Origin of the sequence: Geobacillus sp. WSUCF1 (assembly GCF_000422025.1) — a bacterium.
Taxonomy (GTDB): domain Bacteria; phylum Bacillota; class Bacilli; order Bacillales; family Anoxybacillaceae; genus Geobacillus; species Geobacillus zalihae.
In genome coordinates, this window is sequence record NZ_ATCO01000135.1 from 1 (window position 1) to 14,372 (window position 14,372).

General features: G+C 56.2%; 13 protein-coding genes and 2 pseudogenes. 4 read left to right on the forward strand and 11 right to left on the reverse strand.

Going from position 1 to position 14,372, the window contains the following annotated elements; all coding sequences use genetic code 11:
* Positions 1-1,036: pseudogene (locus tag I656_RS03470) on the forward strand (penicillin-binding transpeptidase domain-containing protein); the annotation flags it as partial.
* Positions 1,037-1,158: 122 nt separating this feature from the next.
* On the opposite strand, the gene acsA reads toward I656_RS03470, so the two are convergent.
* Complete coding sequence (acsA, locus tag I656_RS03465; RefSeq protein ID WP_020756151.1) at positions 1,159-2,874, reverse strand: acetate--CoA ligase; 1,716 nt, start codon at positions 2,872-2,874, stop codon at positions 1,159-1,161.
* Positions 2,875-3,013: 139 nt separating this feature from the next.
* Between acsA and I656_RS03460 the strand changes: the two genes are divergently transcribed.
* From I656_RS03460 to I656_RS0116360, 3 genes and pseudogenes are all read left to right on the forward strand, one after another.
* Positions 3,014-3,682 (forward strand): GNAT family N-acetyltransferase, encoded by a 669-nt coding sequence (locus tag I656_RS03460; protein ID WP_020756152.1) that lies wholly within the window; start codon positions 3,014-3,016, stop codon positions 3,680-3,682.
* A gap of 92 nt (positions 3,683-3,774) precedes the next feature.
* Positions 3,775-4,419: an acetoin utilization AcuB family protein gene (locus I656_RS03455; protein ID WP_020756153.1), complete on the forward strand. Its 645-nt coding sequence runs from the start codon at positions 3,775-3,777 to the stop codon at positions 4,417-4,419.
* Positions 4,416-5,584, forward strand: a pseudogene (locus tag I656_RS0116360) (acetoin utilization protein AcuC). Before I656_RS03455 ends, I656_RS0116360 begins: the two are co-directional and overlap by 4 nt.
* A 164-nt stretch (positions 5,585-5,748) precedes the next feature.
* Here the strand turns inward: I656_RS0116360 and ccpA are convergent.
* The 10 genes from ccpA to I656_RS03410 form a co-directional block, all read right to left on the reverse strand.
* Entirely contained in the window at positions 5,749-6,741 is a 993-nt protein-coding gene (gene ccpA / locus I656_RS03450) for a catabolite control protein A (protein WP_015375640.1), read from the reverse strand.
* 202 nt (positions 6,742-6,943) lie between these two features.
* Positions 6,944-8,026 carry a bifunctional 3-deoxy-7-phosphoheptulonate synthase/chorismate mutase gene (locus tag I656_RS03445; RefSeq protein WP_011232285.1) on the reverse strand — a complete coding sequence of 361 codons (1,083 nt, stop codon included), beginning with the start codon at positions 8,024-8,026 and terminating at the stop codon, positions 6,944-6,946.
* A 211-nt stretch (positions 8,027-8,237) separates the two neighbouring features.
* Positions 8,238-8,567: a bacillithiol system redox-active protein YtxJ gene (gene ytxJ, locus I656_RS03440; RefSeq protein WP_013524360.1), complete on the reverse strand. Its 330-nt coding sequence runs from the start codon at positions 8,565-8,567 to the stop codon at positions 8,238-8,240.
* Positions 8,568-8,572: 5 nt separating this feature from the next.
* Positions 8,573-8,968 carry a YtxH domain-containing protein gene (locus tag I656_RS03435; RefSeq protein ID WP_033006341.1) on the reverse strand — a complete coding sequence of 132 codons (396 nt, stop codon included), beginning with the start codon at positions 8,966-8,968 and terminating at the stop codon, positions 8,573-8,575.
* The gene (locus I656_RS03430; RefSeq protein ID WP_013144450.1) at positions 8,955-9,398 is read right to left on the reverse strand and encodes a DUF948 domain-containing protein; all 444 of its coding nucleotides are present in this window, start codon (positions 9,396-9,398) and stop codon (positions 8,955-8,957) included. Before I656_RS03430 ends, I656_RS03435 begins: the two co-directional genes overlap by 14 nt.
* A 145-nt stretch (positions 9,399-9,543) precedes the next feature.
* The gene (gene murC, locus I656_RS03425; protein WP_011232289.1) at positions 9,544-10,848 is read right to left on the reverse strand and encodes a UDP-N-acetylmuramate--L-alanine ligase; all 1,305 of its coding nucleotides are present in this window, start codon (positions 10,846-10,848) and stop codon (positions 9,544-9,546) included.
* A gap of 153 nt (positions 10,849-11,001) precedes the next feature.
* Entirely contained in the window at positions 11,002-12,969 is a 1,968-nt protein-coding gene (locus I656_RS03420) for a DNA translocase FtsK (protein ID WP_020756164.1), read from the reverse strand.
* 11 nt (positions 12,970-12,980) lie between these two features.
* Positions 12,981-13,352, reverse strand: a complete 372-nt coding sequence (locus tag I656_RS19350) for a hypothetical protein (RefSeq protein ID WP_020756166.1) — start codon at positions 13,350-13,352, stop codon at positions 12,981-12,983.
* Between the two features lie 106 nt (positions 13,353-13,458).
* Positions 13,459-14,064, reverse strand: coding sequence for a YtpR family tRNA-binding protein (ytpR, locus tag I656_RS03415; protein WP_013144448.1), 606 nt, complete (start codon positions 14,062-14,064; stop codon positions 13,459-13,461).
* 20 nt (positions 14,065-14,084) lie between these two features.
* On the reverse strand, positions 14,085-14,372 hold a 288-nt coding region (locus I656_RS03410), incomplete at its 5' end, for a DUF1444 family protein (protein WP_020756167.1).

Below are 14,372 nucleotides of genomic sequence, written 5' to 3' on the forward strand. Positions count from 1 at the left end.
CTACATGATCGAGAAGATTGTGGACAAAAACGGAAAGATCGTTTACAAACATCAAAGCAAACCCGTCCCGGTGTTTTCGCCGCAAACGTCGTACTTGATGATCGATATGATGCGCGGCGTGCTTCACGGCGGAACGGCCTCGTCGGTGCCGCGCTACTTGACCTTTTCCGCCGATTGGGCGGGAAAAACCGGGACATCGCAAGACAAGCGCGATTCGTGGTTTATCGCCGTTAATCCGAACGTCACGTTCGGCGTTTGGATCGGCTATGACCGGCCGGCGCCGCTTGAGTCCCGCTACAAAGGGCTTTCCTACAGCCAGCGCACCCAGCTGTTATGGGCGCGGTTGATCAATGCTGCCTATCAAGAAAACCCGAAGCTCATCGCTCCGCCGAAGCGGTTTCTCATGCCAGGCGGCATCGTCCGCCGCGCTTACTGCGCCGCGAGTGGCTTCAGCCCGTCGGCCGCGTGCGAAAAAGCCGGGCTCGTCCGTTACGATCTGTACAATACGAAGTTTGCGCCGCGGGAAGGAAGCGGCGAGGAAGTGATGGAAAGCCGGGTCGTCGTCATCGGCGGACGCCGCTATGTGGCGCTTGAGACGACGCCGGAAGAGTTTGTCACTCGCGAAGTGATCGTGAATCCGAAGCTTCTCGCCGATTGGGGGATCAACGGCGAGGGGCAGGCGGGCGATGCATCGCTCGTCTCCACATTAAAGGAAAACGGCCGTCCACCGGCTCCACCCGCCGCTCGGCTTGCAGGGGGCAAGCTCGTCTGGAATCGCCATAACGAGCCGGATGTCATCGGCTACCGCGTCTATCTAGTGAACGAAACGGGGGAACGACGCCTCGCCGCCGCTGTTAAAGCGGACGAGGCAGCCTCGTTTTCGCCGCTGCAGCCGGGCGCCGCGTACTGCGTCACTGCTGTGGACATCGCCGGACAGGAATCGGCGCCGTCGAACCCCGTTTCGCTGCCGTCCCATTCCGATCAGCAAAAGAGCGGGGGGCCGTCTTCTCCCCCGTCCTCAAGTGCCGCGGACTGACATGGCCGAACAGATGGGCTTTCTTTCAAAAATGCCGTTGTCGGCGCATGCATACGGGGATGGAAAAGGGGCTGATCCCAAAACGCAATCGCGTTTTGGGCCAGCCCCTTCTTCTCTCCCTATCAGTCTTCCATCGTCGACAAATCGCCGGTCGGCAAGTTGAGCTCCCACGCTTTTAAGACGCGGCGCATGATTTTCCCGCTCCGCGTTTTCGGCAGTTTGTCGCGGAACTCGATCTCACGCGGCGCGGCATGAGCGGCGAGCCCTTTTTTGACGAACTGGCGGATGTCTTCTTTCAGTTCCTCGGACGGCTCGTACCCTTCGCGAAGCGCGATGAACGCTTTGATGATTTCCCCGCGCACCGGATCCGGCTTGCCGATGACGCCGGCTTCGGCAACGGCCGGATGCTCGACGAGCTTGCTCTCCACTTCAAACGGCCCAACGCGCTCGCCGGATGTGTTGATGACATCGTCCACACGGCCTTGGAACCAGAAGTAGCCGTCTTCGTCCATGTACGCCGAATCGCCCGAGACGTACCAGTCGCCGATAAAGTACGATTCATATTTTTGCGGGTTGTTCCAAATCGTTTTCATCATCGACGGCCAGCCTTTTTTGATGGCCAAGTTGCCCATCCGGTACGGCGGCAGGACGTTTCCTTGGTCGTCGATGATCGCCGCCTCGACGCCTGGGATCGGTTTCCCCATCGATCCCGGCTTGATTTCCATGCACGGGTAGTTGCAAATGAGATGCGCGCCCGTTTCCGTCATCCACCACGTATCATGGATGCGGCGGCCGAACACTTTCATCCCCCAGCGGATGACTTCCGGGTTGAGCGGCTCGCCGACGCTCAAAATGTGGCGGAGCGAGCTTAAATCATATTTTTTCACGACTTCATCGCCGGCGCCCATCAGCATGCGGAACGCCGTCGGCGCGCTGTACCAGACGGTGACGCCGAAATCTTGGATCGTTTGATACCAAGCATCCGGGCTGAAGCGGCCGCCGACGATGACGCTTGACGCTCCGCACAGCCACGGGCCGAAGATGCCGTACGACGTCCCGGTCACCCACCCCGGGTCAGCCGTGCACCAGTAAATGTCGTCTTCTTTTAAGTCGAGCACCCATTTCGCCGTTTGATAGTGCTGAATCATCGCGTTATGGACGTGCAAAACGCCTTTCGGCTTGCCGGTCGAACCGGATGTGTAATGCAAAATCAAGCCGTCTTGGCGGTCGACCCATTCGATGTCGAAATGCTTGCTTGCCTCATTCATCCGCTTTTTCAAATCGATGTACGGCCCTTCCTCGACAATGCCGTCGCCGACCAAAAAGACGTACTTCAACTCCGGCAAATCGCCGACCGGCACGCGCGGCAGAAGCTCCGGCGTCGTAATGATCGCCTTCGCCCCGCTGTCTTCAAGACGGTCGCGCACCGCTCCTTCCATGAACGCCTCAAACAACGGCCCGACGATGGCGCCGGTTTTAATGATCCCAAGCACCGCAAAGTACAGTTCCGGAGAACGCGGCATGAACACGAACACACGGTCGCCCTTCTGAATGTCCGCCGCCTGTTTTAAGACGTTCGCCACCTTATTGGACATCTCTTTCATTTCTTTGAACGTATATTTCTCGTTCCGCACCGCGTCGCGGTAATAGAGCGCCACTTTATTTTTACGGAACGACTCAGCATGGCGGTCGATCGCCTCATACGCCATGTTGACTCGGCCCGTTTCATGCCAAGAAAACTCTTTCTCCACTTCCGACCATTGAAACTGTTTATATGTTTCTTCGTAGTTTTTCAAATTGTAGTCCCCTTGTATGACAGGAAGCCGTTCTGTGTTCATTCTCCGATCCCCCTTATGTAAGTGATTACATTTCTATTATAGTCGATTGAAAACCATTTCTCAATTTTTAAAATATTCCTCGTCCCCACTTTTTTGAAATTTTTTTGAACCGCACCAGCCGGCGCCGTTTTTATGTATAATGGAAGCAGAACGACCAATTCAGGTGGTGGACGAATGGAACATAAAAAAAACGTATAACGCCAAAGAGCTGAAAACCCCGAAAGGAACGCTCCTCATCGAAGGGCCGGTGACGCCGGAAGCGTTGGCCAGCTATGAATTCCACCATGACCTCACTTCCTTCCGCCCGCCTGCCAAACAGCACAAAGCGTTGATCGAAATCGCCAAGCTGCCGGAAGGGCGGATCATCATCGCCCGCCGCGGCGAGGTGATTGTCGGGTATGTGACGTTTTTGTATCCTGATCCTCTCGAACGTTGGTCGGAAGGGAACATGGAAAATTTGCTCGAGCTTGGCGCCATTGAAGTCATTCCGGAGTTCCGCGGGTTTGGCGTCGGAAAAAATTTATTGATCGTCTCGATGATGGACGACGCCATGGAAGACTATATCATCATTACAACGGAGTATTATTGGCATTGGGATCTAAAAGGCACGGGGCTGAACGTATGGGAGTACCGAAAAGTGATGGAGAAAATGATGAACGCCGGCGGGCTCGTCTGGTATGCGACCGACGACCCGGAAATTTGCTCCCATCCGGCGAACTGCCTCATGGTCCGCATTGGCAAACGGGTCGACGCCGAATCGATTCAACGGTTCGACCGGCTTCGGTTTATGAACCGCTATATGTACTAGCTGAAATTCTCAGCTGTCCGGACGTTTGCGCCCGCCTTGCCGGTTGCGGGCGGCGCGCATAAAATGCCACGCACAAAGGGGAGAGGAGAACGATGCTTGTCGAACAAGTGATGAAAGCACCGGTTATCACGCTTCGCGCCACCAATACAATCGCCGAAGCGCTGCAGCTGCTAAGACATCACCGCATCCGCCATCTGCCGGTCGTCGACGAGGAAGGACGTCTTCTGGGGCTTGTGACGAGCCAAGATTTGCGCGACGCGAGCCCGTCCATTTTCCATCTTCATGAACATCTTGAAGACTTGCAAAAACCGGTCAGCACGATGATGAAAACCGACCTCATCGTCGGCCATCCGCTCGATTTCGTCGAGGAGGTGGCGGCGCTCTTTTACGAACACGGAATCGGCTGTCTGCCGATCGTCAATCACGGGAAACTCGTCGGCATCATCACGCAAACGGATTTGCTCCGCACGTTCATTGAATTGACCGGCGTTCACCAGCCGGGGTCGCAAATCGAGATCAAAGTGCCGAACGAAACCGGCATGTTAAGCAAAGCGGCGGCCATCATCAGCGAGCGCCATGTGAACATCGCCAGCGTCTTGGTGTATCCAGCTCCGGATCCGAATGAGAAAATTTTAGTTTTCCGCGTGCAGACGATGAATCCGCTTCCATTGATCCGCGATTTGCAAAACGCCGGCTATCGCGTGCTATGGCCGAACTTGCCGGGGGTTACGTCATGAGCCGAAACTGCGCATTCGTCTATAGCGAGCAATTTCTTCAGTACAAATTTCATGACGACCATCCGTTCAACCAGCTGCGGGTCAAAATGACATACGACTTGCTTTGCACGCTCGGCGCGCTCGAAGACCGCCAGATCGTCGCCCCGCGCATGGCGACCGATGACGAGCTCGCACTCATTCACGACCGCTCCTACATCGAGGCGGTGAAAGCGGCCGGGCGCGGCGAGCTGTCGGAAGCGGCGGCGCAAAACTACGGCCTTGGCACCGAGGATACGCCGATTTTCCCAAACATGCACGAAGCGAGCGCTCTTTTGGTCGGCAGCACCCTCACCGCCGTCGACGCGGTTCTTTCCGGAGCGGCCGAGCATGCGCTCAACCTTGGCGGCGGTCTGCACCACGGCTTCCGCGGCAAAGCATCCGGCTTTTGCGTCTACAACGACAGCGCGGTCGCCATTCAATACATCAGGGAGAAATACGGACTGCGCGTGTTGTACGTCGACACGGACGCCCACCACGGCGACGGGGTGCAATGGGCGTTTTACGACGATCCGAACGTTTGCACGTTTTCCATTCATGAAACGGGGCGCTATTTGTTCCCAGGGACCGGAAATGTCAACGAGCGCGGCTTAGGCGCGGGCTACGGCTATTCGTTCAACATTCCCGTTGATGCGTTCACGGAAGACGAATCATGGATCGCCGCCTATACGACCGCGCTTCGGGAAATCGCCGACTTTTTCCGCCCGGATGTCATCGTGACGCAAAACGCGTCGACGCCCACTATTACGATCCGCTCACCCATTTGTCGGTGACGATGAAAACCTACCGCGCCATTCCGAAACTCGCGCACGAAATCGCGCATGAATATTGCGGCGGACGCTGGATCGCCGTCGGCGGCGGCGGCTATGACATCTGGCGCGTCGTGCCGCGGGCATGGGCGCTCCTTTGGCTCGAGATGACGGGACAAGCCGATGTGTCCGGCCCGCTGCCGGATGAGTGGCGCGAACGTTGGCAACCGCTTTCACCCGTCGCGCTTCCGCTCGAGTGGGACGACCCGGATGACTTGTATCCCCCGATCCCGCGCAAGGCGGAGATCAGCGAAAAAAATGCGCAAACGGTGGAAAAGGCGTTGTATTTCATTCGCAGTCAACGCCGGGCGGGGACTTGATTTTTTTTTCATTTAAAGAAAACAATGGATTTCTACGTCCTGTTTTCCTAGTCAACTTCCGTTTTCACCGAAAAACGGGCCGACTGCAAGGCGATTGCAGCTGTCAAAAAAGAAATGGAGCAAAGCAAGCAAGAAGCTGGCCCCCGTGTTGAGGCCAGCTTTTTTCATTTCGTCGACTCCCGCACTTCAAGCCGGTGCGGCAAGACAACGATATGGTGGTCCACTGGCTCTTTGTTCATATACTTCGTCAAGAGCCGCATCGCCACCGCCCCGATGTCGTACATCGGCTGCACGACGGTCGTCAGCCGCGGCCGCACCATCGTCGCCAATCGCGTGTTATCAAAACCGACGACTTCCAGTTCATCCGGCACGCGCACCCCGTGGTCTTGGGCGCTGTGGATGATGCCGAGCGCCATTTCGTCCGTGCCAGCAAACACCGCCGTCGGCCGTTCGGCAAGCTCTGTGATTTTCTCATACGCCTCCAAGCCGGAGTCGTACGAGTTGTCGCCCTCAATGACGAGCTCTTCCTCATACGGCGCGCCGTGTTCCTCAAGCGCGCGTCGGTACCCCGCCAACTTCCGCTGGTTGATCGGGTCATCGGTCGGACCGGTTACATAGACAATGCGGCGGTTTCCTTTTTCCAGCAAATACGTCACGGCTTCAAACGCCGCCTGCTCGTAGTCGATGTTGACCGAGGGAATCTCGTTCGGTCCCATCGTCGCCGCAAGCACGATCGGCACCGACGACTTTTGAAATTCGGCGACGTGCTCTTCGGTGATCGTCCCGCCCATAAACAACAGGCCGTCCACTTGCTTGGCGAGCATCGTGTTGAGCAAATGCAGCTCTTTTTCTTTGTTTTGGTCGGAGTTGCTCAAAATGATGTTGTACTTGTACATCGTGGCGATGTCCTCAATGCCGCGCGCCAGTTCGGCGAAGAAAATGCTCGAAATATCCGGGATGATCACTCCGACCGTCGTCGTTTTTTTGCTGGCGAGCCCCCGCGCCACGGCGTTCGGGCGGTAGCCGAGCCGTTCGATGGCCTCAAGCACTTTTTTCCTCGTCGACGGTTTGACGTTCGGGTTGCCATTGACGACGCGCGAGACGGTCGCCATCGAGACGTTCGCCTCCCGCGCCACATCATAAATCGTTACCGTCATTTTGTTTCACTCCTTTTCGCTCGATCCGATAACCGGTCAAATTCCGAATGTATGTACAACTATCATACGATACATTATCGCCAACTCGCAACGAAATCGCAACCATTTTGCCGGTTTGTTCACAAACCGTTCACGGGTAGTTTGCCCCAACACTCGCCATCTCATCAAAAAATCCCCTCGGGCAACAACCGAGGGGATCGTCTTACGCCTGAACAAACTGACGTTGGAACGCGCGCACTTCTTCCATAAACTCGTTGAATTGAGCGATATCCATTTGCTGGGCGGAATCGGACAAGGCGACGGCCGGGTCCGGATGCACTTCGGCCATGACGCCGTCGGCGCCGATCGCCAAGGCCGCTTTGGCGCACGGGATGAGCAGATCGCGCCGCCCCGTTGAGTGGGTGACATCGACGAACACCGGCAAGTGCGTTTCTTTCTTCAAAATCGGCACAGCCGAAATGTCGAGCGTGTTGCGCGTCGCCCGCTCGTACGTGCGGATGCCGCGCTCGCACAAAATGATCTGCCCGTTTCCTTGCGACATGATGTACTCAGCGGCGTTGATGAATTCTTCGATCGTCGCCGCCAAGCCGCGCTTCAGCAAAATCGGCTTGTTCACTTGGCCGGCTGCCTTAAGCAGCTCAAAGTTTTGCATGTTGCGCGCGCCGATTTGGATGACGTCAATATAGTCCAAGGCGATTTCAATGTCCGCCGGGGTGACGATTTCACTGATGACCGCCAAATCAAACTCATCGGCGATCCGTTTCAAAATTTTCAGCCCTTCCACGCCGAGCCCTTGGAAATCGTACGGCGACGTGCGCGGTTTGTAGGCGCCGCCGCGCAGCAGCTTGATCCCTTGTTTTTTCACGGCCTCCGCCACCGCAGCGACTTGTTCATAGCTTTCCACAGCGCACGGGCCCATGACGAAATATTGATTGCCGTCGCCGATTCGCTCGCCTTTCACTTCAACAATCGTGTTTTCCGGATGCTTTTTCCGCGAGACAAGGAGCGCCTTGCGGTGATCGTCTTCCTGCAGCTCGAGCGCTGCTTTAAAAATTTCCTTGAAAATGTGCTGCAGCGTCGATGTTTCAAACGGCCCATCGTTATGCTCGGAAATGAGATCCAACATTTTCCGTTCGCGCACCGGATCGTAGCGGTGCGTCCCTTGCGCTTCTTTAATTTTTCCGATCTCCTGAACGAGCCGCCCCCGTTCATTGATCAGTTTCAACAGCTGCAAGTTGATCTCATCGACTCGCGCCCGCAGTTCGTCTAATCTCTCATTGCTCATGCTTTTCTCATCCTTTCGCCAAGTGTCGTGCATTGTTTTCGCCGCTTGCCGGCAAGCGGTGCCCCCGTCTTGGAGAGCGAAGTCGTTTAATTAGTGTTTATTATAATCGATGGAGCTATCGTTGTCACGAAAAAAATGCTTTTTTGATTAAACGCTTTTAAGCAATAAAGCAAAAAGTGTGCAAAAAACCGCCCGCAATAAAGGCGGACGGTCAAGCGCCGACATGCTCCGAGAGCGCGCCATACGTAATGGCCCAATGGGACGCATGCCAGACGACGCGGCCGTTTTCAAACAGCAGCACTTGCGGCGACTCGTGTTTCACCCCGGTCGTTTCGGCGATATAGTTGGAGAGCGGCCGCGCCTCTTGGACGTACAGACAATATATGGGAAGCTCTGGATGGTCTGCGGCGAACTTCTCGCATTCGCCAAACGCCGCCTGGCTGATCGGGCAGGTGAGGCTATGCTTGACGAACAAAAAACGCTCCGTTTCCTTCATGACGCGGTCAAACTGTTCGATCGTCTCCAGCTTCTCCATTCCCATCTCTCTCACTCCGCTTCTTTTCGCGATGTGATGCTTTGCTCGGCGTCATCAAGCGCCGCCTCGGCTTCCTCAAGCAGCTTTTGCAGCGTTTCCCGGTCGGCTGGCCCGGCGGATGGCGGAATCGGAATCGTCGCCTTCTTGGCTTCCTCTCCATCGTTTTCCCCGCCGGCTGGCGCCGTCGAGGATTTCAACGGAATGAAGCTGGCGATTTCCTTCGTTTTCTCTTTCGCCGTTTCGATCCATTCCGCAGCCGTATCTTTTACGGGCTCCCATCTGCCTGCATGATTCCACTCCTCGAGCCATTTCCGCCCTTTTTCGCTCGTCAAAAACAACGCAGCAGCCGCGCCGGCGATGCCGCCGACCAGCGCGCCAAGCAAAAATCCACCGTTATTTTTCGCCATTCGATACACCCTCCTTTAACGATTGTTTTTTTCTCCATTTTTCCCGTAAATCGAGCAAAACATTTGTCCAGCGCAATGCCTTCACCCATTTTCCTTGCTCCAGGCCCGCCCGCGCCGACAAACCGGCAGCCGCCTGCCGAAGCGCGCGGTTGAGCGAACGGATCGTGCCGCCGATCTCTCCGACCGCTTCGATTGCGCCATTTAGCGTTTCTGCTTTTTTTTGCACATCGCTGGCGATGCCGTTAGCCGTATGGAGAAGTTCACGAACTTCTTTCGCCACCGTTTGCACTTGCTCATCGGCATGGTCGATCGCCGCCGTCAGCCGGCGCAGCGTTTCCTGCAAAACGATGAGCGTCTTGGCTATGTAAACGACAAGCAGCAAAAAAGCAAGCGCGATGAGCGCCACGCTTCCATACAAAAGCCATTCCACCCGATTCCCTCCTTGCCCATTCGAACGTTTCATTCCCTTTGTACCCATCTTTTCCCGCTTTCAAACTTCGACATAGAAAAGACGGCTTCCTTTTTGAAACAGGAAAAACGGGCCATCTTCATCACAGCCCGTTCCCTGTCGGCCGTCAGGCGGAAAGAACGGCCCGTTCGTACGCTTGTTGAAACTTTTGAATGTCGCCGGCGCCCATGAACACCAACACCGCGTCTTGATGCTGCTTCAACACGGCTACGTTTTGTTCCTCAAGCAGCTGGGAACGCGGAATTTGCGCCTGCAAATCACGGATCGTCAGCTTGCCCTCATGTTCGCGCGCCGAGCCGAAAATGTCGCACAAATACACGTGGTCCGCTTGCAGCAAACTTTCGGCAAACTCGCGCAAAAACGTCTGCGTCCGCGTATACGTATGCGGCTGAAAAATCGCCACCACTTCGCGCCCCGGATATTTTTGCCTTGCCGCCTCCAATGTCGCCGTAATTTCGCGTGGATGATGCGCGTAATCATCGATCAGCACTTGGCGCCCGACCGTTTTTTCACTGAAGCGGCGCTTCACGCCTTGGAACGTTTGCAGCCGCTTGGCGATCGTGCCCGCATCCACCCCTTCGTAGTGGCAGAGGGCGATCACGGCGAGAGCATTCAATACGTTATGAGTGCCGAAGCGCGGAATGGCAAACGAAGCGAAAAATGTGTTGCGCACGAACACATCAAACGCCATCCCTTCCGTCGTCTTGACGATATTGCGCGCCTGAAAATCGTTTTCTTCGCCGAATCCATAAAACAAAATCGGCACTTTCGCCTGAATGTTCGGCAAATACGGATCATCCCCGCAGGCGACGATCGCTTTTTTCACTTGATTCGCCATTTGCTGGAAAGCGGAAAACACATCGTCGACATTGGCAAAATAATCCGGGTGATCAAAGTCAATATTTGTCATGATCGCATAATCTGGAAAGTAGGAAAGGAAGTGCCGGCGGTATTCGCACGCTTCAAACACAAAGTATTTGCTCCCTGGTTCTCCTTTTCCCGTGCCGTCTCCGATCAAATAGGACGTTGGATGGGCTCCTTGCATCACATGGGCAAGCAACCCCGTCGTCGTCGTCTTTCCATGCGAACCGGTCACCGCGATGCTCGTAAACTTGCCTGCCAGCTGGCCTAAAAAGCGATGGTAACGAATGACAGGCACACCAAGCTGACGGGCCGCCTCGATTTCCTCATGCGTATCCGGAAATGCGTTGCCGGCAATGACCGTATAACCTGGACGAATATTGTCTTTCGAAAAAGGCAGCACCGGGATTCCCCGCTCTTCAAGCGCCTTTTGCGTGAAAAACCATTTCTCTACATCCGACCCTTGCACCGTATAGCCAAGGTCATGAAGCACTTGCGCGAGCGCGCTCATCCCCGTGCCTTTAATGCCTACAAAATGGTAAGCTGTCATCGTTAAGCCCTCCAACCATCGTCTCTCTGTAAGACAGTATATGATATCCATCTCGTTTTGCCATTTCTCTCATTGCGGTGCACCATTCATTTCCCCATTATAGCACGCAAGGAGGCAAAACACTACCGCCCGCCCAAAGGAGGCCGCCCGCCCTCAGCTGTTCTGCTCGCGCCAGCGCTCCCACTCATCCTCGCTCATCAACACATCGCGCGGTTTGCTGCCGCGCGCCTCCGAAATCAACCCTCGTTCCTCCATCATCTCGATCAACCGGGCAGCGCGGTTGTAGCCGATGCGGAAATGACGCTGCAGGCTCGATGTCGACGCCCCTCCTTGGGCGATGACAAACCGGCACGCCTCCTCGAACAGTTCGTCATCCTCGCCGCCCATCGACGCCGTTTGCCGAAAATCGTCCGGATCAAACAGATAGGATGGGCCTTGCTTCTCTTTCACGTGCGCTGCCACCCGCTCGATCTCCTCATCAGAAATAAAGCAGCCTTGCAGCCGCACCGGCTTGGCCGAACCATTTTCCAAAAACAGCATATCGCCGCGCCCAAGCAGCCGCTCAGCCCCATTCACATCTAAAATGGTGCGCGAATCGACTTGGGAGGAGACGGAAAACGCAATGCGCGTCGGAATGTTCGCCTTGATCAATCCCGTGAGGACATCGACCGACGGCCGCTGCGTCGCGATCAGCAGATGGATGCCGCACGCCCGCGCTTTTTGCGCCAGCCGGCAAATCGATTCTTCGACATCGGCTGGAGCGGCCATCATGAGGTCCGCTAGCTCATCAATGACGATGACGATGTACGGCAGCGGCGGCTCGCTGCTTCCGCGTTCGCGAAGATGGGCGTTATACTTTTCAATATCGCGCACGCCGGCGTGGACAAACTGTTCATACCGCCGTTCCATTTCGCCGACCGCCCACTTGAGCGCCCCCGCCGCCGCCTTCGCCTCGGTGATCACCGGGCTGAGCAAATGCGGCAGCCCGTTGTACGGCGCCAGTTCGACCATTTTTGGATCAATGAGCAGCCATTTCACTTCGTGCGGCGCTGCTTTATACAACATGCTGATAAGCATCGCGTTCATGCATACGCTTTTTCCCGACCCGGTCGCCCCGGCGATCAGCCCATGCGGCATTTTTCGGATGTCAGTCACGACCGGCGCACCGCTAATGTCAAGCCCAAGCGCCACGGTAAGCGGCGATGGGCTTTTACGGAACGCTTCGCTTTCTAAAATTTCCCGCAGGCGCACCGGACGGCTCGTTCGGTTCGGCACTTCAATGCCAATCGTCCGTTTTCCCGGGATCGGCGCCTCGATGCGAATATCTTTCGCCGCCAGACTGAGTTTGATATCATCGATTAAACTCGTAATCTTGCTCACTTTCACTCCTAAATCCGGCTGCACTTCAAACCGCGTCACCGTCGGTCCTTGCGTCGCCCCAACGACTTTGGCGCCGATATGGAAGCTCGCAAACGTCCGGTCCAAACGCTGGCATTGGTCGCGAAGCCACTGCTCGTCGCGTTCGGCCGCTTTCTCGGGCGGTTCAAGAAGCGCCAATGGCGGCAGTACGCAGCCGTTCGATCGATTCGCCGCTTTTTCTTCGAGTTTGCGCCAATCTTGCTTTAACATGATCACATTATACGGGATGCGCGTTCGTTCGGGACGGGAAGCCTCTTCTCGGCGAACAGGCGCCGCCGAGTGACGGATTTCGCGATCTGGGGTCTTCTCCCGCTGTTCTGTCGAAGAAGCGCTCCCTCCGTCGCCATTCCTCATCTGTGACGGCACCCCTCGTCCTTCGCTCTCCAAGCCGCCGTCTGTTGCGTGCGGCGCGCGTTCGTTGCCTCGTTCGTCCAGCTCCTGCCCTTTCTTTTCATCCGCCTCGGCATCACGTTCTTCCTGCCCTGCCGCCGGCGCCAGCTCATGTTTTCCTTCCGTTTCCATAACAGCCGCGGGCATCGCTCCGCTCGCGTCTTCGTTCCATTCCTCTGCCCCCTTGGCCAAAGGCGCCTCTTCTTTTGGCGGTTCAGCCGCCCGGCTTTCCGTTCCCTCTCGCGCGTCTCGCCGTGTCGCTTCTCCGCGGAGGGCCTCTTCCCGAACCGCCTCATCGCTCCGATTCTCCATGCCCCCCGCGGTCAGCTCGGTTCATCCGCTCGTTGCCGCTGTTTCCCCCGATTCCGATCATATCCAAAAACCGGGGATGGCACATCAGACGGGCGGAACGGCCGTTTTTCCGCTATTTCCCTTGAAACGCCAGCCGACGGGCGCCGACTCGGCAGCGGCCGGGATGCCTCGCTTTTCGCCCGCCCCGGCCTTTCCCGATTTTCACCCGGCTGGTCATCCGGAATCAACGGAAAGCGGAAGCGGCCTTGCGGATATTGGTAAATGACATTCACCGCGCCGCGTTCGGGCATGCCGGCCGACAGCCGGGAATTCGTTCGCTGTTCGTTCCCTTCCTCTTCCTCGTCGCTCGTGAGAAAACGAAGCCATCGTTTCCAAAATTTCATCCATCACGTCACTCTTTCTTTGCCTTCATTGTCGGAAAAAATGCCACTGGCGTCGTTCCAGTGGCGAAACAACAGTCGGAATCCGTCTGCACCGCCCGTCGGAACGTCAAAAAACGAACGGCTGGCCGACCTCATACTCATCGGACAGCACCAAAATGCCCTTCTCCTGCGGGGCGTTTGGCAGCCCAAGCTCGCGGGCCGAACAAATCATGCCGGATGACCGGACGCCGCGCAGCTCGCTTTCTTGAATGACGAGGCCGTTTGGCATCACGGCGCCGATTTTGGCGACGACGACTTTTTGCCCTTCGGCGACGTTCGGCGCTCCGCAGACGATTTGCAGCACCTCACCGCCGACATCGACTTGGCAGACGCTCAATTTATCGGCGTTCGGATGCTTCGTTTTCTCTTTCACATATCCGACGACAAACTTCGGCGACAAGTCAGCTTCGATCGGTTCGTCAAAACCGTTTTTCGCCAAGATGTCGTTGATGACGCCGACGAGCTCCTCATTCACTTCCAGCGGACCGTTGCCGGAAAACGGATAGTACGAAGACGCGGAAAAAATGTTATAGCCGACCGTCTCGCCCGTCCGTTCGGACATGATGCGGACGACATCGCCTTGTCTGACAAACGTCCGTTCCTCATCCGCCGCCGGTTTCAGCGACACAAGCAACACGTCGCCGACCCCTTCTCGGTTGTAAAACACGTTCATCGCTCTCTTCCTCCTTGTCGCTACGTTCTCCGTTTTTTTCCTAAAATGAAAATCGGTTCAAGTTTCCCATTTTCGTATAAAAACGACAGCGCCGTGATCGGCACGCGGCCGCCGGCAAAAAAGCTCATCGTCATTTGCGCGAGCACGTCATAACCGATGTCGTTGCGCACATCAGCGATAACAAGCACATCTTGATGCGGAACAGCGACGGCCATCGTTCCTTCCACGCGCGCCCGCATATCGGCCAAAAACGATTCGTTTAAAATGCGGCTCGCATCATACCCGTCATTGGTGTTCACAAAATAAAA

Bases quoted from the DNA above. Each gene is read 5' to 3' on its own strand.
- acsA (WP_020756151.1), bottom strand. From the start codon at position 2,874: ATGAACACAGAACGGCTTCCTGTCATACAAGGGGACTACAATTTGAAA.
- I656_RS03460 (WP_020756152.1), top strand. From the start codon at position 3,014: ATGGAAGCAGAACGACCAATTCAGGTGGTGGACGAATGGAACATAAAA.
- I656_RS03455 (WP_020756153.1), top strand. From the start codon at position 3,775: ATGCTTGTCGAACAAGTGATGAAAGCACCGGTTATCACGCTTCGCGCC.
- ccpA (WP_015375640.1), bottom strand. From the start codon at position 6,741: ATGACGGTAACGATTTATGATGTGGCGCGGGAGGCGAACGTCTCGATG.
- I656_RS03445 (WP_011232285.1), bottom strand. From the start codon at position 8,026: ATGAGCAATGAGAGATTAGACGAACTGCGGGCGCGAGTCGATGAGATC.
- ytxJ (WP_013524360.1), bottom strand. From the start codon at position 8,567: ATGGGAATGGAGAAGCTGGAGACGATCGAACAGTTTGACCGCGTCATG.
- I656_RS03435 (WP_033006341.1), bottom strand. From the start codon at position 8,968: ATGGCGAAAAATAACGGTGGATTTTTGCTTGGCGCGCTGGTCGGCGGC.
- murC (WP_011232289.1), bottom strand. From the start codon at position 10,848: ATGACAGCTTACCATTTTGTAGGCATTAAAGGCACGGGGATGAGCGCG.
- I656_RS03420 (WP_020756164.1), bottom strand. From the start codon at position 12,969: ATGGAGAATCGGAGCGATGAGGCGGTTCGGGAAGAGGCCCTCCGCGGA.
- I656_RS19350 (WP_020756166.1), bottom strand. From the start codon at position 13,352: ATGAAATTTTGGAAACGATGGCTTCGTTTTCTCACGAGCGACGAGGAA.
- ytpR (WP_013144448.1), bottom strand. From the start codon at position 14,064: ATGAACGTGTTTTACAACCGAGAAGGGGTCGGCGACGTGTTGCTTGTG.